At 70.1% G+C, this 21,207-nt stretch carries 15 protein-coding genes; 9 read left to right on the forward strand and 6 right to left on the reverse strand.

Annotated features, from left to right (window positions below):
• Window positions 1-178: 178 nt before the first annotated feature.
• Entirely contained in the window at window positions 179-514 is a 336-nt protein-coding gene (locus MRS60_RS05980; RefSeq protein WP_034183162.1) for a hypothetical protein, read from the reverse strand.
• 194 nt (window positions 515-708) lie between these two features.
• Here MRS60_RS05980 and MRS60_RS05985 point away from each other — a divergent pair, with 194 nt between their 5' ends.
• From MRS60_RS05985 to MRS60_RS06000, 4 genes are all read left to right on the forward strand, one after another.
• Entirely contained in the window at window positions 709-1,137 is a 429-nt protein-coding gene (locus MRS60_RS05985; RefSeq protein WP_105390758.1) for a hypothetical protein, read from the forward strand.
• Between the two features lie 91 nt (window positions 1,138-1,228).
• Window positions 1,229-1,684, forward strand: a complete 456-nt coding sequence (locus MRS60_RS05990) for an Rrf2 family transcriptional regulator (protein WP_034183164.1) — start codon at window positions 1,229-1,231, stop codon at window positions 1,682-1,684.
• Between the two features lie 128 nt (window positions 1,685-1,812).
• On the forward strand, window positions 1,813-2,454 hold the full coding sequence (locus MRS60_RS05995) for an NAD(P)-dependent oxidoreductase (RefSeq protein ID WP_034183165.1): 642 nt from the start codon (window positions 1,813-1,815) through the stop codon (window positions 2,452-2,454).
• 269 nt (window positions 2,455-2,723) lie between these two features.
• Window positions 2,724-3,194, forward strand: a complete 471-nt coding sequence (locus tag MRS60_RS06000) for an Lrp/AsnC family transcriptional regulator (RefSeq protein ID WP_034183166.1) — start codon at window positions 2,724-2,726, stop codon at window positions 3,192-3,194.
• Window positions 3,195-3,241: 47 nt separating this feature from the next.
• On the opposite strand, the gene MRS60_RS06005 is transcribed toward MRS60_RS06000, so the two are convergent.
• Genes MRS60_RS06005 through MRS60_RS06015 form a run of 3 tightly spaced genes read right to left on the reverse strand, consistent with a single transcriptional unit; the run spans window position 3,242 to window position 6,741 of the window.
• On the reverse strand, window positions 3,242-4,015 hold the full coding sequence (locus MRS60_RS06005) for an ABC transporter ATP-binding protein (RefSeq protein WP_105390761.1): 774 nt from the start codon (window positions 4,013-4,015) through the stop codon (window positions 3,242-3,244).
• A 4-nt stretch (window positions 4,016-4,019) separates the two neighbouring features.
• On the reverse strand, window positions 4,020-5,708 hold the full coding sequence (locus tag MRS60_RS06010; protein WP_243565378.1) for an ABC transporter permease: 1,689 nt from the start codon (window positions 5,706-5,708) through the stop codon (window positions 4,020-4,022).
• Entirely contained in the window at window positions 5,698-6,741 is a 1,044-nt protein-coding gene (locus MRS60_RS06015; RefSeq protein ID WP_105390763.1) for a Fe(3+) ABC transporter substrate-binding protein, read from the reverse strand. The genes MRS60_RS06010 and MRS60_RS06015 overlap by 11 nt, the downstream gene beginning before the upstream one ends.
• 243 nt (window positions 6,742-6,984) lie before the next feature.
• Between MRS60_RS06015 and MRS60_RS06020 the strand changes: the two genes are divergently transcribed.
• Window positions 6,985-7,146 carry a hypothetical protein gene (locus MRS60_RS06020; protein ID WP_105390764.1) on the forward strand — a complete coding sequence of 54 codons (162 nt, stop codon included), beginning with the start codon at window positions 6,985-6,987 and terminating at the stop codon, window positions 7,144-7,146.
• 148 nt (window positions 7,147-7,294) lie between these two features.
• Here the strand turns inward: MRS60_RS06020 and MRS60_RS06025 are convergent, their stop codons facing one another.
• Together MRS60_RS06025 and MRS60_RS06030 are read right to left on the reverse strand one after the other, a co-directional pair.
• On the reverse strand, window positions 7,295-8,662 hold the full coding sequence (locus tag MRS60_RS06025) for an amino acid permease (RefSeq protein ID WP_034183170.1): 1,368 nt from the start codon (window positions 8,660-8,662) through the stop codon (window positions 7,295-7,297).
• 295 nt (window positions 8,663-8,957) lie between these two features.
• Window positions 8,958-11,249, reverse strand: coding sequence for an FUSC family protein (locus tag MRS60_RS06030; RefSeq protein WP_034183171.1), 2,292 nt, complete (start codon window positions 11,247-11,249; stop codon window positions 8,958-8,960).
• A 183-nt stretch (window positions 11,250-11,432) separates the two neighbouring features.
• On the opposite strand from MRS60_RS06030, the gene recC reads away from it, so the two are divergent.
• From recC to arfB, 4 genes are read left to right on the forward strand one after another with little or no spacing between them, the layout of a single operon-like run.
• On the forward strand, window positions 11,433-14,771 hold the full coding sequence (gene recC / locus MRS60_RS06035; protein ID WP_243565379.1) for an exodeoxyribonuclease V subunit gamma: 3,339 nt from the start codon (window positions 11,433-11,435) through the stop codon (window positions 14,769-14,771).
• Window positions 14,768-18,478 (forward strand): exodeoxyribonuclease V subunit beta, encoded by a 3,711-nt coding sequence (gene recB / locus MRS60_RS06040; protein WP_243565380.1) that lies wholly within the window; start codon window positions 14,768-14,770, stop codon window positions 18,476-18,478. Before recC ends, recB begins: the two co-directional genes overlap by 4 nt.
• On the forward strand, window positions 18,475-20,772 hold the full coding sequence (locus MRS60_RS06045; RefSeq protein WP_243565381.1) for an AAA family ATPase: 2,298 nt from the start codon (window positions 18,475-18,477) through the stop codon (window positions 20,770-20,772). Before recB ends, MRS60_RS06045 begins: the two co-directional genes overlap by 4 nt.
• On the forward strand, window positions 20,769-21,173 hold the full coding sequence (gene arfB / locus MRS60_RS06050; protein WP_072435927.1) for an alternative ribosome rescue aminoacyl-tRNA hydrolase ArfB: 405 nt from the start codon (window positions 20,769-20,771) through the stop codon (window positions 21,171-21,173). Before MRS60_RS06045 ends, arfB begins: the two co-directional genes overlap by 4 nt.
• Window positions 21,174-21,207: the final 34 nt, after the last annotated feature.

The raw sequence follows: 21,207 nt of genomic DNA on the forward strand, positions 1-21,207 counted from the left end.
TTGGTGCTCAGGCACCACGTGGCGGGGCATTTCGGTGAATCGCGCCCGGTATTGACGCACGTATGGTGCGGGCCGGGGCCGCACCGTACGCACGCACGTGGTGCGGCGCGTGTGGAACTGGTGCGAATGGGTGCGGCGTGGTGCGGCGGCGCATGCCGTTACGCACCGATCTGGCGCGTCAGTGGCGCACGAACAGTTCTCGCGGCCGGCGCAGCCGCAGTGCGCACGCCGACCAGTACGCGGCGACGGTCGTCAGCCCGAGCGCGGCGAACGAGAGCGCCGCGAAACCCGTGAGCGACTGGCCGTCGCCGTCGGGGCCGAGGATGCCTTGCGCGACGATCAGCGCGGCTGTCCAGAAGCCGATCACGGCCTGCGTGAGCAGGCGCGCGGACGTGACGCGGCGCGAGCGCCCGGCTTCGGCCAGGCGGCGCGCCGACGGAGGGCGCAGGCACAGGAACAGGGTGGCGGCGAGCAGCGCGGCCAGGGCGATGAACCAGTCGACGAGGAAAGCCATGACGGAAAAGGGGACACGTACGAAGCGGATTGAAGCGTGTCCACTTTAGTGGCGTCGTGCCTGCGATTGAATCAGACGAATCCGAAATTGAAAGGCATTTTTAATCACGGGTCGTCATTTGGCCTGTTCAACAGGCGGTATCATCGACGTCGGTCCAACCACGAGGCCGTGCGACGCGCGGCCGGAGATTGCTGATGAACATGAAGACATCGCGGGCGCGTCGCGTGCCCGGGTTCGCGCTGGCGGCCGTGGCTGCCGGTGCGCTGCTGTTGCTCGCGGGCTGCGAGAAGTCCGGCACGCCGGTCGCCCAACCCGATACGGCCGCGAGCGCGGCGGCCGATGCCGCGAACAGCGCGGCCAAGGCGCTCGACCAGGTCGCGAGCACCGTCAACCAGCAGCTCAACGCCGCGAAAGCCGGCATCGCGTCCGCGGCGTCGGCCGTGCCGCCGCTGTCCGCGAGCGGCCTCGCGTCCGCCGCGCAGGCGCAGATCGACGCGGCGGCTTCCGCGGTCGTCGCGCATGCGGCTTCCGAAGCCGGAGCGAAGATGGCGGAAGCCGGCAAGAAGCTCCAGCAGTGGAGCCAGCAGAACGCGTCGGGCGCGAAGCCCGCAAGCGGAGAATGACGTAGGCTTGCATGATCCGCAAAATGTAATTATTATGGTTACATATTGTCGCCGGCCGCGGTACGGGCCGGCGTCGCCGAGTGGGTGAGGAATGAATACCAGCAGCCGGTTCGCGTTTGCCGTCCACGTGCTTGCCTTGCTGTCGATGCAGGAAGGCGCGCCGTTGTCGTCCGACATCATCGCGGGCAGCGTGAACACGAATCCGGCGCTGATCCGCCGGTTGCTGTCGATGCTGGCGGGCGCGGGGCTGACCACGTCGCAGCTCGGCGCGGGCGGCGGCGCGCTGCTGGCGCGCGAGCCCGGCGAGATCACGCTGCTCGACGTGTACCGCGCGGTCGACGATGCCCAATTGTTCGCGCTGCACCGCGAGGCGCCGAATCCCGCGTGTCTCGTCGGGCGGCACATCCAGGGCGTGCTGATCGACTACATCGGCGACGCGCAGCGCGCGATGGAGGCATCGCTCGCCACGCGCACGCTTGCCGACGTAACGGCCGACGTGCTGGATTCGGAGCAGCGCAAGCAACACGCGGGGCGCGCCGGCGGGTGAGCGGCGGCAGGCAGAGCGCAGGAGGCCGGGCGGCGCGTGGGTGCGGCGATCGGCGCAACGGGGGATTCGCCCCGTTTTTTTCGGTCTTATATGTAATCAATTTAGTAACATTTTTTCGGAGAATCGATATGACGCAACGTACCTTGAATATCGCGCTGTTCGGCGCCACCGGCATGATCGGCTCGCGCATCGCAGCGGAAGCCGCACGGCGCGGCCATCGCGTGACCGCACTGTCGCGCAACCCCGGTGCGGCCGGCGACGGCATCACGGCGAAGGCGGCCGACCTGTTCGACGCGGCCAGCATCGCGGCCGCGCTGCCGGGCCATGACGTCGTCGCGAGCGCGTACGGCCCGAAGCAGGACGACGCGGCGAAGGTCGTCGCGGCCGCGAAGGCGCTGGTCGCCGGCACGCGTCAGGCGGGCCTGAAGCGGCTCGTGGTGGTGGGCGGCGCGGGTTCGCTCGAAGTCGCGCCCGGCAAGCAGCTCGTCGACAGCGAAGGCTTCCCGGAAGCGTACAAGGCGGTCGCGCTCGCGCACCGCGATGCGCTCGACTACCTGAAGACGGTCGGCGATCTCGACTGGACGTTCTTCGCGCCGGCCGCGCTGATCGCACCGGGCGAGCGGACGGGCACGTTCCGCACCGGCGTCGGCAAGCTGATCGTGGACGCGCAGGGCAACAGCAAGATCTCGGCGGAAGACTACGCGGTCGCGTTCGTCGACGCGCTCGAGCAACGCAGCTTCGTGCGCGAGATCGCGACGGTCGCGTATTGAGCGGTTTGGCGGCCGGTGCCGCGTGAGCGCCGGCCTGGCCCGGGCGCGGCACGCGAGCCGCAACGGACGGTACATGAGGCGATTCCACCTGGACGGGTGGAGTCGCCTTTTTCGTTTGGAGGGACGCGTGCCGGCTCGATCGCCTGCGCGGCGGATTCACGCGTACCGGATTGGTATTTATACCGGTCGACGCGGAGAGGCGGTTTCCATATTGTTCCCCGTTATGCAGAATGCATAGAATAAATTTCTATCTACGAGGGACTGGAGAAATGGACGCCATCGATCGCAAGCTGCTGGAGCTGTTGCAGGCGGATGCCACGCTGCCGATCGCGGAACTGGCGCAGCGCGTGAACCTGTCGCAGACGCCGTGCTGGAAGCGCGTGCAGCGGCTGAAGGAAACCGGCGCGATTCGCGCGCAGGTTGCGCTGTGCGATCCGCGCAAGCTCGGGGTCGGCACGACCGTGTTCGTCGCGATCCGCACGAACCAGCACACCGAGGAATGGGCGCAGCGTTTCACGCAGGCCGTGCGCGACATGCCGGAAGTCGTCGAGGTCTACCGGATGAGCGGCGAGACCGATTACCTGCTGCGCGTCGTCGTCGCCGGCATCGACGATTACGACCGCGTCTACAAGCAGCTGATTCGCGCGGTGCCGCTGTTCGACGTCAGCTCGTCGTTCGCGATGGAGCAGATCAAGTATTCGACCGCGCTGCCCGTGCGCGATCATGCCGAGCCTGCCTGACGTGCTGCAGACGCTGCGCCGTTGCCGATCGCGCCGGCGCCGCGGGTTCAGCGGCCGCGCGCCAGTGCGCGCGCACGTTCGTCGGCCAGCGCGTCGCGGCGCACGAAATCCGCGACGAACGGGCTGGCCGGATGGTGATGCAGCGCGTACGGCGTGTCCCATTGCGCGAGCCGGCCATCCTTCATCACGCCGATCCGGTCGGCGATCGCGAACGCTTCGGCCTGGTTGTGCGTGACCAGGATCGCGGTGTGGCCGGTGCGCTTCAGGATGTCGCGCAGTTCGAACGCGAGCCGTTCGCGCGTATCGACGTCGAGATTCGAGAACGGCTCGTCGAGCAGCAGCAGCTCCGGCGACGGCGCGAGCGCGCGCGCGAGTGCGATGCGCTGCTGCTGGCCGCCCGACAGTTCGTGCGGATAGGCGCCGCCGGATCCGGCGAGGCCGACGAGTTCGAGCAGCTCCGCGACGCGCGCACGGCGTTCGGCCTTCGGCATGCGCCGCAAGCCGAACGCGACGTTGTCGGCCGCGCTCAGGTGCGGGAACAGCGCATAGTCCTGGAACATCATGCCGACGCGCCGCCGCTCGGGCGGCACGTCGAGCGACGGCGCCGCGACGGGCGTGCCGTCCAGCACGATGCGCCCCATGCGCACGGGTTCGAAGCCGGCGATCGCGCGCAGCACGGTGGTTTTTCCGCAGCCCGACGCGCCGAGCAGGCAGCCGATGTCGCCGTGCGGCAGCGCGAGGCTCAGCCCGTCGACCACCGTGCGGCGGCCTTGCGGCGTGTCGTAGCCGAGGTGGAGGTCATCGAGTTCGAGCAGGTTCACGGGTTCAGGCTCCGATCTTGTGGCGGGTGCGGGCGAGCAGGATCACGGGCACGAGCCCGGCCAGCACGATCGCGAGCGCGGCGACCGCGCCTTCCTCATAGGTGCCGCGCGCGGCTTCCGCATACAGCCAGGTCGCGAGCGTGTCGAAATTCAGCGGACGCAGCAGCAGCGTCGCCGGTAGTTCCTTCATCGCGTCGACGAACACCAGCAGCGCGCTCGTCGTCAGCGCGGGCCGCAGCAGCGGCAGGTGCACGCGGCGCAGCGTGCCGCCGGCCGTCTCGCCGAGCGAGCGCGATGCCTGTTCGAGCGACGGCGGGATACGCGCAAGGCCGGCCTCGATGCTGCCGGCCGGAATCGCGAGAAAGCGCACGGTGTATGCGATGACGAGCGCGGTCGCCGAGCCCATCAGCAGCAGTCCGTCGCGGCCGAGCACCGCGCCTAACAGCCGGTCGGCCGCCGCGAACGGGATCAGCAGGCCGATCGCGAGCACGGTGCCCGGCACCGCGTAGCCGAGGCTCGCGATCCGTGCACACACGCGGGCAGGGCCCGCGCGGGCGCTGTCGCGTTGCGCGCGCGCGGCCCATGCGACGACGAGCCCGCACGCGAGCGTCGCGGCGGTCGCGGCGGTGGCGATCGTCAGCGTGTTCGCGAGCCCCGTCATCAACTGCGCGGACACGCCGCCGACGAGATGCAGCCGCTTGCCGGTCTCGACCGCGAGATATGCGGCCGGTGCACCGAAGCCCAGCAGCACGGGCAGCCAGCCGAGCACGGCGGCGCCCAACGCGGCCGCGCCCGTCAGGCGGCGCGGCGCGATCGGCCGCATGCGCCGGCCATGCGCGTAGCGCTGGCGGCGGCGTCCGTAGCGTTCGAGCACGATCATGCCGACGACGATTGCAAGCATCGCGAGCGCGATCTGCGCGGCGCCGGAGAGATCGGAACGCGTGATCCACGTCGTGTAGACGGACACGGTCAGCGTTTGCACGCCGAGGAATTCCGATGCGCCGATGTCGTTCAGCGTTTCGAGCAGCGCGAGGCTCACGCCGACCGCGATCGCCGGCCGCGCGAGCGGCACGACGACGCGCCAGAACGTCGCGACGCGCCCCGCGCCGAGCGTGCGCGCGGCTTCGAGCAGGCTCGCGGACTGCGTGACGAACATCGCGCGCGTGCTCAGGTACACATACGGATACAGCACGAAGCCGAGCACGAAGATCGCGCCGGGCAGCGAACGCAGGTCGGGCAGGCGGAACTGGCGCGGGCTGTCGAAGCCGAGCAGCCAGCGGATCGCGCCCTGGACGGGGCCGATCGGGTGCAGCAGGTCGAGATACGCGAACGCGACGATGTAGGTGGGGACCGCGAGCGGCAGCAGCAGCGCCCACGTCAGCATCCGGCGGCCGGGAAAGTCGTATGCGGTAACGAGCCATGCGCAGCCCGTGCCGACGATCGACACGATCGCGCCGACGCCCGCGAGCAGCAGCAGCGTATTGACGAGCGCCTGCGGCAGCACGAATTCGGCGAGATGCCGCCAATGCGCGAGATCGGCGTCGAACGCGGCGGCCACGAGCACCGCGAGCGGCGCCGCGACCGCTGCGGCGATCGCCAGCGCCGCGAGCAGCCACAGGCTGCCCGCGCGCGGCCGCAGGCGCGGCCGATACGGCTGGCGGCGCGCGCCGGCGGACGATGCGTCAGTTGTCAAAGCCGACCTTGTCGACGAGCTGGCTCGCCTGCTTGCGATGCTTCGCGATGTCAGCCAGCGACAGCGGATCGACCTTCAGCGTGCCGAAGCTCGCGATCACCGGGTCGAGCTTCACGTTCGCGCGCACCGGGTATTCGTAGTTCGCCTGCGCATACAGCGCCTGCGCTTCCGGCGACACGAGGTATTCGAGCAGCTTCACCGCGTTGGCCTTGTGCGGCGCGTGCTTCGCGACCGACGCGCCGCTGATGTTCACGTGCGTGCCGCCGCTCTTCGCGTTCGCGAACGTCGGCCGCACGACCTTGATCGCGTCGCCCCACTTGCGTGCATCGGTGCCCGGCTCGGCGTTCTTCATGTGACCGACGTAGTACGCGTTCGCAAGACCGACGTCGCAGATGCCGCCGAGGATGTCGCGCGCGACGTCGCGGTCGCCGCCCGTCGCCTTGCGCGCGAGGTTCGCCTTCACGCCGCGCAGCCACTTCTCGGTCGCGGCTTCGCCGTCGTGCGCGATCATCGCGGCGACGAGCGCCGTGTTGTACGGATGCTGGCCCGAGCGGATGCAGACCTTGCCCTTCCATTTCGGGTCGGCGAGATCTTCGTAGCGGAACGCATCGACCTTCAGGTCCTTTTCGACGTACAGCACGCGGTCGCGCAGCGACAGTGCATACCAGTCGCCGTTCGCGCCGCGCAGGTTCGCGGGAATTGCGTCGTCGAGCGCCTTCGAGCGCACCGGCTGCGTGAGCCCGCCGTCGACGAGATCGAGCAGGTTGCCGACGTCGACCGTCATCAGCACGTCGGCCGGCGACTGCGCGCCTTCGGCCTTCACGCGCTCGAGCAGGCCGTCCTTCACGAACACCGTGTTGACCTTGACGCCGCTCTGTTTCGTGAACGCGTCGATGAGCGGCTGGATCAGCTTCGGCTCGCGGGTGGTGTACAGGCTCACTTCCTCGGCCGCATGGGCCAGCGGCGCGAATGCGGCCGCGGCAAGGGCGAGGGCGCCGGCGAGCGGCAGCAGGCGGGTGCGCGGATTCGACATGAAGACTCCGGTGGGGCAGGTGGACGAGGGGAGCGTTCCGGGGCGCGCCTGCCGTCCGAGCGATCCGGAACATTACGAAATGAAAGACTCCGGATTCTAGATCGAAATGGGAATGATTATCAAATGAAAGCTTGCGGTGGGCGGTAGGGAAGGCAGGGACGGGGATCGGAAACGGGGCGTCGCGGCGGGGGCGCAAGCGCGTAGAATGCCCGCTTCGACGAATTTGACGGAATCGCCCCGACCATGAACGATCAGCGCAAGAAGAACCCTGTCCGCAACGTGAGCATCCTGATCGTCGTGGCCGTGCTGCTCGTGATCGGGACGATCCTGTACAACGCGATTTCGCAGAAGCACGCGTACGACGAGGCCCATCCGGCCGAGGCCACGAGCGCGGCATCGCATTGACGTGCCGGTGCGCGGCCCGGTCGGGCCGCGTACGGCGTGCATGCGAAAGGGGGCAGCCCGCGGCTTCCGGCGCGGCAGGCGCCGCGCGGAGCAGGGAAAGGAAGCGGGCGCCGAAACCGGCGCGCCGCGCGGGCAGGTCAGCCGTGCGTCAACGTGACGCAGGCGCTAAGTTCGGGCGGATCCGGGCGTAGAACAGGGCCGCGAGCAGTGCGAGCCACGCTGCGCCGACATACAGCGCGACGCGCGTATCCTCGAACCAGCCGAGCATCACGATCACGAAACCCATGAACGCGATCGTCAGTGCCGGCGCGACCGGCCACAACGGCACCTTGAACTTCAGCGCCGCAACTTCGGTGCTCGACAGGCGGCGGCGCATCGCAACCTGCGACAGCAGGATCATCAGCCACACCCACACCGTTGCGAACGTCGCGATCGCCGCGACCATCAGGAACACGTCCTTCGGCATCAGGTAGTTGAGCAGCACGCCGACGAGCAGTGCACCGGCCATCACGAGCACCGTGACCCACGGCACGCCGTGCCGCGACGTCGTCGTCAGCACGCGAGGCGCCTGGCCCTGCCGCGCCATCCCGAACATCATCCGGCCCGCGCCGAAGATATCGCTGTTGATCGCAGAGATCGCCGCGCTGATCACGACCAGGTTGAGGATCGTCGCGGCCGACTTCACGCCGAGCGCCGAGAAGATCTGCACGAACGGGCTGCCGTCGCCGCCGACGCCCGTCCACGGGCTGATCGACATCAGCACGACCATCGTCAGCACGTAGAACAGCAGGATGCGCGCGGGCACCGCGTTGATCGCGCGCGGAATCACGCGCTCCGGGTCCTTCGCCTCGCCGGCGCTCATCCCGATCACCTCGATCCCGCCGTACGCGAAGATCACGACCGACAGCGACGCGATCAGCCCGCCGATACCGTTCGGCAGGAAGCCGCCATGGTTCCACAGGTTCGCGAACGTCGGCACGTCGGCCGAATGGCCGAAGTGCATGCCGGTCAGCAGGATCGCGACGCCGCCGCCGATCATCGCGACGATCGCGCCGACCTTGATGATCGACAGCCAGAACTCGAGTTCGCCGAACACCTTCACGTGGCACAGGTTCAGCCCGCAGATGATCGCGACGACCGCGAGCACCCAGATCCATTGCGGGACATCCGGAAACCAGAAGCCCATGTAGATGCCGAACGCGGTGATGTCGGCGATCGCGACGATCACCATTTCGAGCGTGTAGGTCCAGCCCGTGACGAATCCCGCGAACGGGCCGAGGTTCTCGGTCGCGTAGTGGCCGAACGAGCCGGCGACGGGTTCGCGCACGGCCATCTCGCCGAGCGCGCGCATCACCATATAGACGGCCGCGCCGCCGAGGATGTACGCCAGGATCACGGCCGGGCCCGCGAGCTGGATCGCGGACGCCGAACCGTAGAACAGGCCCGTGCCGATCGCCGAGCCCAGCGCGAGAAAGCGGATGTGCCGCGCGCTCAGGTGGCGCTGCAAGTTTTTCATCGAGTCTCCGATATCGTTATGCGACGGACCGGGCGAGCGGGACCGGTCCGACTGCGTCAAGTTGTATATACAACTTGAATGTGAACGAATGATAACAATTCGGGCCCGGTAACCGGAATCGGGTATTCCCTGACTGGTGAGACGAGCGGAATAGGGCGTGGGGCGGTCGCGCGACGGATGCGCGGGCCGCGTGGAGCGGGCGGATCATGCTTCGAGGGTTCGTTGAATCGGGGAACGCCGGTGGCCGGGCCGCGGCGTGCGCGGGCCGGCCACCGGCGGGAACGGTCGGGCAGGCTCAGGCAGGCAGGCGGATCACGCTCGCGTCCTTGCGGATCAGCAGCGACGACGCGAGCATCTGCTTGCACTGGTGCGCAAGCACCTTCAGGTCATGCGTGAGCTCGGCGCCGACCGCGTCGGATTTTTCCGCCGACACGACCATCGCGTCGAGATCGCGCGTGATCTGTTTCGACGCTTCGAGCTGATGGGCAGGCGGCGGCTCGCCGGCTTCGGCCTTCTCGAGATTGTCGAGCACGGCAGCAAGGCCGCGCTGCAGCGCGTCGTCGTGGACGAGGCTGCCGTCGGCCGAGCACGCGTTGCGGATCAGCGGCGCGGCGGCCGTGATCTGCGCGCCGAGCACGTGCGTCTGCACGAGCAGGTCGTTCAGCTCGGGCACGAAACGCTGGTGCGCCTTCGGCTCGATCATCATCCGCTGGAACGCCTGCCCGAGGTTCGCGAACGCGATGTGCACATCCTTGCGCGCGAGGCGGTAGCGGTAGTCGTCGTCGAGGCTCGCGGCCGGCGTCTCGACCGCCGCGGCGATGACCGGCACCACGGCCGCGCCGTCGGCGGCGGGCACGGGCGGCGACGACGCACCGCGCCCGACGCGCCACACGGCCTCGAAATACTTGCGGGTCGCCGTGAGCATGTCGGCGACCTGCTTGCCCATCAGCCGGTATTCCCAGTACGGGAACAGCCGGCTCGCCGCGATCGCGATCATGCAGCCGACCACGGTGTCGATCGCGCGCTCGCCGATGATCCGCATGCTGCCCGGCGCGAGCAGGTGGAACATCAGCAGCACGTACGACGACGTGAATACGACGCTCGCCGCGTAATTGAACAGCAGCAGGCTGTAGCTCATCACCATCGACCCGAACATGATCGCGATCAGCAGGTGCGGCTCCTTCACCGTGTAGATCAGCGCGATGCTCGCCGCGCAGCCGATCAGCGTGCCGACGATACGCTGTGCGTTGCGCTGCTTGGTCAGCGAATAGCCGGGCTTCAGGATGATGATGGTCGTCATCACGATCCAGTACGCGTTCGTGAGCGGCAGCAGCCGGCCGAGCCAGAAGCCGACCGCCACCGCGATCGTCACGCGCAGCGCGTGGCGCAAGCTCGGCGAGCTCATGTTCAGGTTCGAGAAGATCAGCAGCGGCGACATCCGGCGGCGCTGCAGGAAGCGCGTGAGCGCCTTGTCGATCTTCAGTTCGGTTTGCTGCGGATCGGCGTGGCCCGACAGGTTGCGGCGCATCCGTTCGATCAGGCGCGTCGCGCTCCAGATGCGCCGGAACGTCGCGAGCACGGCCGCATACGCTTCCGCGTTGGTGGCTGCGAAGTTCTTCTTGCGCATCAGCTCGATCTCGTACTCGATCGCGCGCAGTTCGGCCTTCACGCTGATCCGCGAATGCGGCGCGCGGTTCTCGAGCACCGCGAGGCCGATCTCCTCGAGATCGGCGGCCGCCTTGCGGATCAGGTCGCGGTAGAAAATGATCAGATCCGAGCCGCCGAACGTGTTGCGCACGAGCGGGTAGTCGGTATGCGCGCCGACGAACAGCTCGTGCAGGTCGACGCTGTTGATGAACAGGTTGTACATCGTCGTGCGGCCGGGATCGAGCTTGCCGCGCCGCAGCTTCGGCAGGTTGCGCAGCACGATGTCGCGCGCGGTTTCCTGCGTTTCGACCGCGGTGATCTGCCGCGCGACGAGATTGCGGTAGCACTCGTCGAGATCGGCATCGAGATCGTAGAACTGCGCGCGCGCGAGCAGGTAGTCCGCGCATGCGAACAGGCTTTCGGCCAGCGCCTGCTGCTCGATCCGGCGCGCCTGCCAGCGCGACACGAGCGTGGCCCAGTACGTATACCAGAGGCCGCCCGCGAGAATCCAGCCGGCGTTGACGAGCGCCTGCAGCGGCGTGAATTGCTCCTCGAGCGTCATCACCATCATGAACAGCGTCGCGAAGCTGATCTGCGGCCAGCGGTTGCCGTAGACGACGATCAGCGACAGCACGAACGTGAGCGGCACGATCGTGAGCCACAGCGCGAAGATGTTCGGTGTCGCGAGGCCGGTGGCGAGCGCGGCCAGGAAGCCGATCACGCTGCACGCGAGCATTTCGTTGTGCTTGTACTTCAGCGGGCCCGGCATGTCGACGACGCACGCGCCGAGCGCGCCCGTCGAGATCGTGAAGCCGAGCTCGCGGTTGTGAAACACGATCAGGCACAGCACGGCCGGCAGTGAAACGCCGACCGCGATCCGCAGGCCGCCGAAAAAGTACTGGCTGTAGAGAAACTTTCTGATTTCGACCGAATAGCGCATCGATGGGCTGAATGGCAGACGAAGAGGCCCGGGGGCGGCGTATTTGACTGGCGACGAGTCTATCGTATTTCGCGGTCCGTAAAACCTGGCTTTCCGGCCGAGGCTCGCGGCGGCGGCCCATTTGCTATCCTTGGGGACCCTGTTCGCCCGGCCCGGCCGGCGCGAGGTTCCGACGCCCGCCTCATGCTCCATCTTTTCTATTCGAATCGTCACGAAACGCTGGCCGATGCGCTGCTCGAGGATCTGGCCGCGTTCCCGGCCCGCAACGGCCCGTGGGCGCCGCAGCAGGTCATCGTGCCGAGCGCGGCGCTGCGCCGCCGTCTCGAGCTCGACATCGCCGCGCGCAACGGCGTGTGCGCGAACGTCGAGTTCACGTATCTCGCGCAATGGCTGTGGGCGCAGATCGGCCGCGTGCTGACGGTGCCCGCGCGTTCGCCGTTCGCGCCCGACCGCCTCGTGTGGCGCTGCTACCGGCTGTTCGCGCAGGCGGCCGACGGCGCGCCGTGGCTCGCGTCGCCGCGGCTCGCCGCGTATCTGTCCGCTTCCGACGACGCGATGCGCTACGAGCTCGCGCATCGCGTCGCGGCCGTGCTCGATCATTACCTGACCTATCGCCCCGAATGGCTGGCCGCGTGGCAGGCCGGCGAGTCGGTGCTCGCGGGCGACGGCGCGCCGCGCGGGATCGGCGACGCCGCACGCGACGACGAGCGCTGGCAGGCCGCGCTGTGGCGCGCGCTGCTCGCGGAACTGAGCGACAGCGGCACGCCGCCCGCGCACCGCTTCCTCGTCGAAGCGCGCCATCTCGATGCCGACGCGGTCGCGCGCGCCGACTGGCCGGAATCGGTCAGCGTGTTCGCACTGCCGACGATGCCGCCGCTGCACGTCGCGCTGCTGCGCGAGCTGTCGCGCTGGATCGACGTGCGCGTCTACGCGCTGAACCCGTGCCGCGAATTCTGGTTCGACATCGTGACCGCCGCGCATGCCGAGGCGCTCGATGCGGCCGGCCGGCTCGACTACCAGGAAGTCGGTCATCCGCTGCTCGCCGAGTGGGGCCGGCAGACGCAGGCGCAACTGCACATGCTGCATGAGCTGACCGAAAGCGCCGCGGTGGGCGATGCGTCGCGTTTCGTCGAGAATCCCGCGCCGACGTGGCTCGCGCGCGTGCAGAACGCGATCCTCGAACTGCAGCCGGAGGCCGAAGCCGGCGATGCGCCGGCCGAACGCGGGATCGAGGTGCACGTGTGCCACAGCCTCGCGCGCCAGCTCGAGGTGCTGCACGACCGGCTGCTCGCGTGGTTCGATGCCGACGCGAGCCTGCAGCCGTCCGACGTGCTCGTCGCGGTGGCCGACCTCGCGGCGGCCGGGCCGCTGATCGATGCGGTATTCGGCACGGCCGGCGCCGGCGGCGCGTGCGTGCCTTACCGGATCACCGGCCTGCCGCCGTCGCAGGCGAACCCGGTCGCGCGCGTGCTGCTCGACTGGCTCGCGCTGCCGGAGCGGCAGGTCGGCGCGCCGGAGCTGGTCGAATGGCTGCGCGTCGATGCGGTGGCTGCGCGCTACGGCATCGATGCGGCCGCGCTCGAGACGGTGCAGACCTGGCTCGCGGCCGCCGGCGCGCGGCGCGGGCTGTCGCCGCGCGCCAGCGACGACGCGGCCGTGCCTGCGCCGCGCCATACGTTCTCCGATGCACTCGCGCGGCTCTTTCTCGGCTATGCGATGCCCGAAGGCGCGGCGCCGGTCGGCGCGTGGCTGCCGATCGAGGCGGCCACGGGCAGCGAGGCCGAACTGCTCGGCCGGCTCGCGCGTTTCACCGACGATCTCGACGGCTTCGCGAGGCGGCTCGCCGAGTCGCACACGCCGCGCGGCTGGAGCGAGCTGTTCGCCGACACGCTCGCGCGCTTCTTCGATTCGGGCGCCGCGTATGCGGATGCGCTTGCGGGCGTACGCGACGCGCTCGACGCGATGCTGGCCGCGATGACGGAGGGCGCGCCCGACGAAGCGCTGCCGGCGGCCGTCGTCCGCGCGGGGCTTGCCGCGGCGCTCGACGATCCGGCGCGCGGCGGGGTGCCGTGGGGCGGCGTCACGTTCTCGTCGCTGACGAGCCTGCGCGGCCTGCCGTACCGCGTCGTCTGCCTGCTCGGGATGGACGACGGCGTGCTGCCGAGCCTCTCGCGCGCGGACGAATTCGACCTGATGGCCGTGTTGCCGAAGCTCGGCGACCGACAGCGCCGCGACGACGAGCGCAACCTGTTTCTCGACCTGCTGCTCGCCGCACGCGATCGGCTGCTGATCGCGTATACGGGCCGCAGCATTCGCGACAACGCGCCGTTGCCGCCCGCGGCACTCGTCGACGAACTGCTCGACCATCTCGCGCTCGTCACGGCCGGGCCCGACGCGGCGCCGGATGCGGTCGATGCCGCGCGGCGCGCGTTCATCGTCGAGCATCCGCTGCAACCGTTCGCGGCTGCGTATTTCCAGCCCGGCAGCGGGCTCGTTTCCTATGACGCCGAGCGCGCGACGCTCGCGTCGCTGCTGGCCGCCGACGCGTCGCGCGACGGCTCGCGAGAACCGCCGTTCTTCGCGCAGCCGCTGCCGGCCGAACCGGTCGAGCCCGTCGCGTTCAGCGAATTCGAGCGCTTCTGGCGGCATCCCGCGCGGGCGCTGCTGCGCGCACGGCTCGGCATCGTGCTCGCCGATGCGCAGGCCGAACTGCTCGACACGGAGCCGTTCGCGCTCGACTTCGCCGGCAGCGATGCGCTCGCCGAGCGCGTGCTGCCGCTCCTGATCGAATCGGATGATGGGGCCGCGCACGATCATGCGCTGCGCATTGCGGACGCGAGCCCCGAGTTGCCGGGCGGCGCGACGGGCGCCGTGTGGCGCGACCAGGCGCTCGGCTCGATGACTCGGCTTGCGTCGAACGTGCGCCGTGCGCTGGCCGACGGCATCGAGCGGCGGCCGTTTTCGCTCGTCATCGTGCCCGCCTGGCCCGATACGGAGCAGGCGCTGTTCGGCGCCGACGACGCGATGCTGTCTGGCGACGCGGTCAGCGCACCGCTCGAACTGCACGGCACGCTGAACCGGCTGACGCCGGCCGGGCAGATCATCTACCGCTATGCACGGTCGAGCGCGCGCGACTACCTGTCCGCGTGGCTCGCGCATCTCGTCTACTGTGCGGTCGAACCGGGCGGCCCGCGCCGCACGCTGTGGTTCGGCAGCGGCGGTGCGTTCGAGCTGACGCCCGTCGCGGCGCCGCTCGAACGGCTCGCGCCGCTTGCCGCGCTGTTTCGCGCAGGGCGGCGCATGCCGCTGCGGTTTTTCCCGCGCAGTGCGTGGGCGAGGGTGTCCGATGGCGAAGCCAAGGCCGCGAGCGTCTGGATCAACGAGCGCGTCGTGAGCGAAGCCGACGATCCGGCCATCGCGATCGCATGGCGCGGCGCGCACGCGTCGCTCGACGAGCCGTTCGGCACGCTCGCGCGGCTCGTGTTCGAGCCGCTCGTCGAACATCTGAAGGAGGTCGCATGAGCGCCGTGTCGCAGCCGCAGCCGGCGCTCGAACTCGACGTGTTCGCGTGCGCGCTCGACGGCGTCAACCAGATCGAGGCGTCGGCCGGCACCGGCAAGACCTGGAACATCTGCGCGCTATACGTGCGCCTGCTGCTCGAAAAGGATCTCGGCGCGGACGAAATCCTCGTCGTGACCTTCACGAAGGCGGCGACGGCCGAGCTGCACGAGCGGATTCGCGGCCGGCTCGCGCAGCTCGCGCACGCGCTCGATACGGGCGACGACGGCGGCGATCCGTTCATCGTGCGCCTGCTCGAAACCACGCTCGGCGAAGACGGCGCGCTCGATCCCGAGACAGCCGCGAAGCGGATCCGGCGCGCGCTGCGCGCGTTCGACCAGGCCGCGATCCATACGATTCATGCGTTCTGCCAGCGCGCGCTGCAGGAAGCGCCGTTCGCGGCCGCGATGCCGTTCGCGTTCGACATGGAGGCCGACGACGCGTCGCTGCGCTTCGAGCTCGCAGCGGACTTCTGGCGCACGCGCGTCGAACCGGCGGCCGCGCGCTGGCCGGGCTTCGCGACCTGGCTCGTCGAATCGGGCGCCGGCCCGGCCGCGCTCGATGCGCAGCTCGCGCGCCGGCTGAAGAAGCCGCTCGCCGCGCTGCGCTGGGACGGCGTGACCGAGCCGGACGAATCGGCCGAGGCCGCCGCGGCCGAATGCTTCGCCGAGGCGGCGCGGATGTGGGCGGCCGAACGCGACGCGATCGATGCGTTGCTGCGCACCGCGCAGCCCGCGCTCAACCAGCGCTCGCACAAGCCCGACGCGGTTGCCGATGCGCTCGACGCATGGGCCGCGCATTTCGCGCAGGGCGACGCGACGGCCGCGCTGCCGAAGGCCGCACTGAAGCTCACGCGCACCGCGCTCGTGAAAGCGACGAAAAAAGGCGGCGCGACGCCCGAACACGCGTTCTTCGACGTGGCCGACGCGCTCGAAGCGGCCGTGGCGGCAGCCGAGGCAACGCAGCGCGCGCGCTGGCTCGCGCTGATCGCCGAATGGCTCGACATGGCGCCCGGCGAGCTGGCCGAGCGCAAGCGTACGCGGCGCGTCGTGTCGTTCGACGATCTGCTCGCGAACCTGTATCACGCGCTGCATGCGCATCCGTGGCTCGCCGACACGCTGCGTGCGCGCTATCCGGCCGCGCTGATCGACGAGTTCCAGGATACCGACCCGCTGCAGTTCGCGATCTTCAACCGGATCTTCGCGCCGGGCGGGCCGCTGTTCCTCGTCGGCGATCCGAAGCAGGCGATCTACAGCTTCCGCGCGGCCGATCTGCATACCTATCTTGCGGCGCGCGCGAGCGCGAGCGCGTGCTACACGCTCGCGGTCAACCAGCGCTCGACGCCCGCGATCGTCGATGCGTGCAACCGCTTCTTCATGGCGAATCCGCGCGCGTTCGTGCTCGACGGGCTCGACTATTACGCGGTGCGTGCCGGCACGCGTGTGCGTGCGCCGTTCGTCGACGAAACCGATCCGGGCCCGGCCGGCGATTTCCGGGTCTGGGCGTTGCCGGGCGGCGAAGGCACGCTGCTCAAGCGCGATGCGCAGGCGCAGGCCGCCCAGGCTTGCGCGGCCGAGATCGCGCGGCTGATGCGCGGTGCGCGCGAAGGGCACGTGCGGCTGGGCGACACGCCGCTGTCGCCGGGCAACATCGCGGTGCTCGTGCAGACGCACCGGCAGGGCAGCCTCGTGAAACGTGTGCTTGCCACATGGGGCATCGGCAGCGTCGAACTGGCGCAGGCATCGGTGTTCTCGACCGGCGACGCCGAGCAGCTCGAACGCGTGCTGGCGGCGATCGATGCACCGGGCGACCTGCGGCGTCTGCGTTCGGCGCTCGCGGCCGACTGGTTCGGCCTCGATGCCGGTGCGCTGTGGCGGATGGAACAGGGCGACGGCGATGCGTCGCACGAAGCGTCCGCGGCCGACAGTGCCGACGCGATGAGCTGGGTCGAACGTTTCTCTCGATATCGGCTGCTATGGCGCGAGCGCGGTTTCGCGGTGATGTGGCGCACGTTCGCGCGCGAGCTGCGGATTGCCGAGCGGCTGATGGCCGGCGCGGACGGCGAACGCCGCGTGACCGACATCAACCACCTGGCCGAACTGACGCAGGCACGCGCGTCCGCGCAGCCGGGCATCGCACCGACGCTGCGCTGGCTCGCCGCGCAACGGCTCGACGGCGGCGGCGAGGAAGCGCAGTTGCGTCTCGAATCCGATCGCAACCTCGTGCAGATCGTGACCGTGCACAAGTCGAAGGGCCTTGAATACGCGATCGTGTTCTGTCCGTTCCTGAACGACGGCGGGCTGCGCGAGCCGCCTCCGTCCGCGCTGCCCGATGCGCGCGAGTATCACGACGACGCGGGCGACGCGGTGCTGCATTACGGCTGCGACGACGAAGCGGCCGCGCACGCGGCGCGGCAGGCGACGCGCGAGCAGGCCGCGGAACGCGCGCGGCTGGTCTACGTGGCGCTCACGCGTGCGGTCTATCGCTGCTATGTCGTCGCCGGGCCGTACCAGTCGTCGCGCTCGACGCGCGAAGCGCGGCGCAGCGTGCTCAACTGGCTCGTCGCGGGTGCCGGCCAGTCGTTCGACGCGTGGCTCGACGAGCCGCCCGACGAAGCGGCACTCGATGCCGCGTGGCTTGCGCTCGCGGGCGGCCCCGTGAGCGTCGCGCCGCTGCCGGTGCCCGCGCGCCGCGAGCGCCTCGCGGCCGGGCACGACGCGTCGCAGACGCTCGCGGCGCGCCATGCGACGCGCGTGCTGCGCGATGCGTGGCGGATGGCGAGCTTCAGTTCGCTGACCGCGTCGATGGCGCGCGAGGAGGCCGGCGTCGCGGCCGTGCCCGACGACGAGCTGCGGCCCGATCATGATGCGCTTGCCGCGGTGGCGCCGGACGGCGAGTTCATCTTGGCCGATCCGGTTGCGCCCGAACCGCCGGAAGACGACATCCTCGTGTTCCCGCGCGGCGCGGCGGCGGGCGAGTGCCTGCACCGTCTGTTCGAGCTCAGCCGTTTCACGGAGCCCGAGTCGTGGCACCAGGCCGCGCTCGGCGCGCTGCACGACCGGCCGGTCGAGGCCGAGCCCGAACTCGCGACGCGCCTGCCGGCGATGATGGCGCGGCTCGTCGACGATGTCGTGCGCACCGAGCTCGTGCCGGGCATGCGGCTCGCCGATCTCGATCCCGCGAAGCGGCTCGACGAAATGGGTTTCCTGTTTCCGGCACCGTCGCTCGACCTGACGGCGCTGCGCCGGCTGCTGGTTGCGCACGGCTACCCGGACGTTGCACTGGAGGCGGGCATGCTCGCCGGATTCATCAAGGGTTTCATCGACATGATCGTCGAACACGACGGCCGCTTCTGGATCGTCGACTGGAAGTCGAACCATCTCGGCACGACGCCGGACGCCTATGGCCCGCGCGCGCTCGACGTTGCGATGGCCGATCACGCTTATCACCTGCAGGCGCTGCTCTACACGGTCGCGCTGCATCGCTACCTGCGCGGGCGACTGCCCGATTACGACTACGACACACATATCGCGGGCTACCTGTACCTGTTCGTGCGCGGCGTGCGGCCCGGCTGGCGCAGCGGCGGCGAGCCGGCCGGCGTGCATGCGCGGCGGCCCGAACGCGCGCTCGTCGACGCACTCGACCGGATGATGGAAGGGGGCCGCGCATGAATGCATCCGACGACACGCTCGAATTCACCGGCGGCCTCGTCGCGCGGCTGCCCGAGCCCGCCGATTTCGGCATCGCGCTCGCGGAAGGCTTCGCGCGCCGTATCGGCGACCTCGCGCGGCGCGCCGGCGCGCCGGCCGCGGCCGCGCGCTGGGCGGCGCGCGCCGCGTTCGCGACGAGCCGCGCGACCGCGGGCGGCCACGTATGCGTCGCGCTTGGCGCGCTCGCGCAGCGCTACGAAGAGCCGCTCGACGACATCCGCGCGGCGCTCGCCGCGAGCGGCGTGGTCGCGTTCGGCACGCTCGCGCGTGGCGACGAACGGCCGCTGATCGTCGATCGGCACGACCACCTGTACCTGTCGCGCTATTTCGATTACGAACGGCGGCTGGCCGATGCGCTCGTTGCGCAGGCCGGCGTCGCGGTGCCGGACGACGGGCTGTCGCCCGAGCGGTTGCGCGACAACCTCGCGCGTTACTTCGGGCCCGCGACCGGCGAAGTCGACTGGCAGCGCGTCGCGGCGATCGTCGCGTTGACGGGCCGCGTGACGATCGTCAGCGGCGGCCCCGGCACCGGCAAGACGACGACCGTCGTCGGCGTGCTGGCCTGTCTGCTCGATGCGCATCCGGGGCTGCGCATCGCGCTGGCCGCACCGACCGGCAAGGCCGCGCAGCGGATGCAGGAAGCGCTGCATGCACGGGCCGGGGACCTGCCGCCCGAGCTCGCGGCGCGCCTGCCCGACACGTCGTACACGCTGCATCGCCTGCTGGGCGGCGGCGGGGCGGCCGGCTTCCGGCATCATCGCGACAATCCGCTGCCGTACGACCTGATCGTCGTCGACGAGGCGTCGATGATCGACGTCGCGCTTGCCGCGCACCTGCTCGACGCGCTCGCGCCGGGTGCGCGGCTCGTGCTGCTCGGCGACAAGGATCAACTGGCCGCGGTCGAGGCGGGCGCCGTGTTCGCGGAGCTGAGCGCGCGGCCGGCGTTTACCGCCGCGGCGCGCATGCGCATCGCGCAGGCGCTCGGTATCGACGAGGCGGCGTTCGTCGCGGCATTGCCGGTGCCGGACAAAGCGGCGGCGACTGTGCCTGCTGCGAATCCGGTTTCCACTGCGGCCCAGGCCCAGGCTTCCGCTTCGGTATCCGCCGCTGCTTCACGAAAACGCGCGTCGCGTCCGCGCGCCGATGCGCGACAGGCGTCGCTGTTCGACGACGAACCGCAGGACGACGCGGCTGCCGCGGCCGACGTCGCGCCATCTCCGTCCGCCGGTCCGGCGTTGACCGATGCCGGCGATATCGGCGATGCGGGCAACGCCCCCGCATGGATCGAGGTCGACGAACTCGCGTGGCTCGACGCCGTCGAGCTGCCGCCGTTCGATGCAGGCGACGCGGCGCTTGCGTCGATCACGTCGACATCGCCTGGCGAAACCGCTGCATCGCCCGCCACGTCCGCACCGGCGCCGCTCGCCGACTGCGTCGTGTGGCTCGAACGCAATTACCGCTTCGGCCTCGATTCGCCCATCGGGCGGTTGTCGCTCGCGATCCGCCGCGGCGACGTGCAGGCCGCGCTCGATGCGCTGCCCGCGGACGACGCGGCTGCCGCGTCGTTCCACGACGATGCGGGCGAGTCGCTCGCGTCGTCGACGGTCGAGCGGCTCGCGCGGCGGTTCGGCGCCTACCTCGATGCGTTGCGCGACGTGCTGGCCGCGCCGGTGCCCGATCCGCTGCCGCTGTTCGACGCGCTCAACCGGTTCCGGATCCTGTGCGCGACCCGCAGCGGCTTGCGCGGCGCGGAGCACGTCAACGCGCTCGTGGCCGCGCACGTGCGGCATGCGGCGCGCGTGCCGCTCGCGGTCGGTGCGCACTGGTTCACCGGGCGGCCGATCATGGTGACGCGCAACGACTATGCGCTCGGGCTGTTCAACGGCGACATCGGCATCGCGCTGCCCGATGCGCACGGCGTGCTGCGCGTGTGGTTCAGGCGCGCGGACGGCACCGCGCGCGCGGTGTCGCCGGCCGCGCTGCCGCCGCACGAAACCGCGTTCGCGCTGACGGTCCACAAATCGCAGGGCTCGGAATTCGACGAGGCCGCGCTCGTGCTGCCGGCGTCGTTCGGCCGCGTGCTCACGCGCGAACTCGTCTACACGGCCGTGACACGGGCACGCACGCGCGTGCAGGTGATCGGGCCGCGGCGCGTGCTGGCGCAGGCGGTCGCGACGCGTACGCAGCGCGACTCGGGCCTCGCGGCCCGCGTCGACGAGGCACTCGCACGGCGCCGCATGGAGGCTTCGCGATGATGATCCGCTATACGCTCGATCCGGCCGAAGTCGAATGGACGGCCGTGCGCGCACAGGGCGCGGGCGGGCAGAACGTGAACAAGGTGTCGAGCGCGATCCACCTGCGCTTCGACATCCGCGCTTCGTCGCTGCCGCCCGTCATCAAGGAGCGGCTCCTCGCGCTGTCCGACCAGCGCATCACGCGCGACGGCATCGTCGTGATCAAGTCGCAGGAATACCGCACGCAGGAGAAGAACCGCGAAGCCGCGCTCGCGCGGCTCGATACGCTGATCGCCGGCGTCGCGTTCACGCCGCGCGCACGGGTCGCGACGCGGCCGACGCGCGCGTCGAAGGAGCGGCGGCTCGAGCACAAGTCGCGCCGCAGCGCGGTGAAGTCGGGCAGAGGGAAGGTGGTCGACTGACGCATGGATGGCCGGAGGGCCGCATGCTCGACGG

Source organism: Burkholderia pyrrocinia, assembly GCF_022809715.1.
Lineage (GTDB): Bacteria > Pseudomonadota > Gammaproteobacteria > Burkholderiales > Burkholderiaceae > Burkholderia > Burkholderia pyrrocinia_C.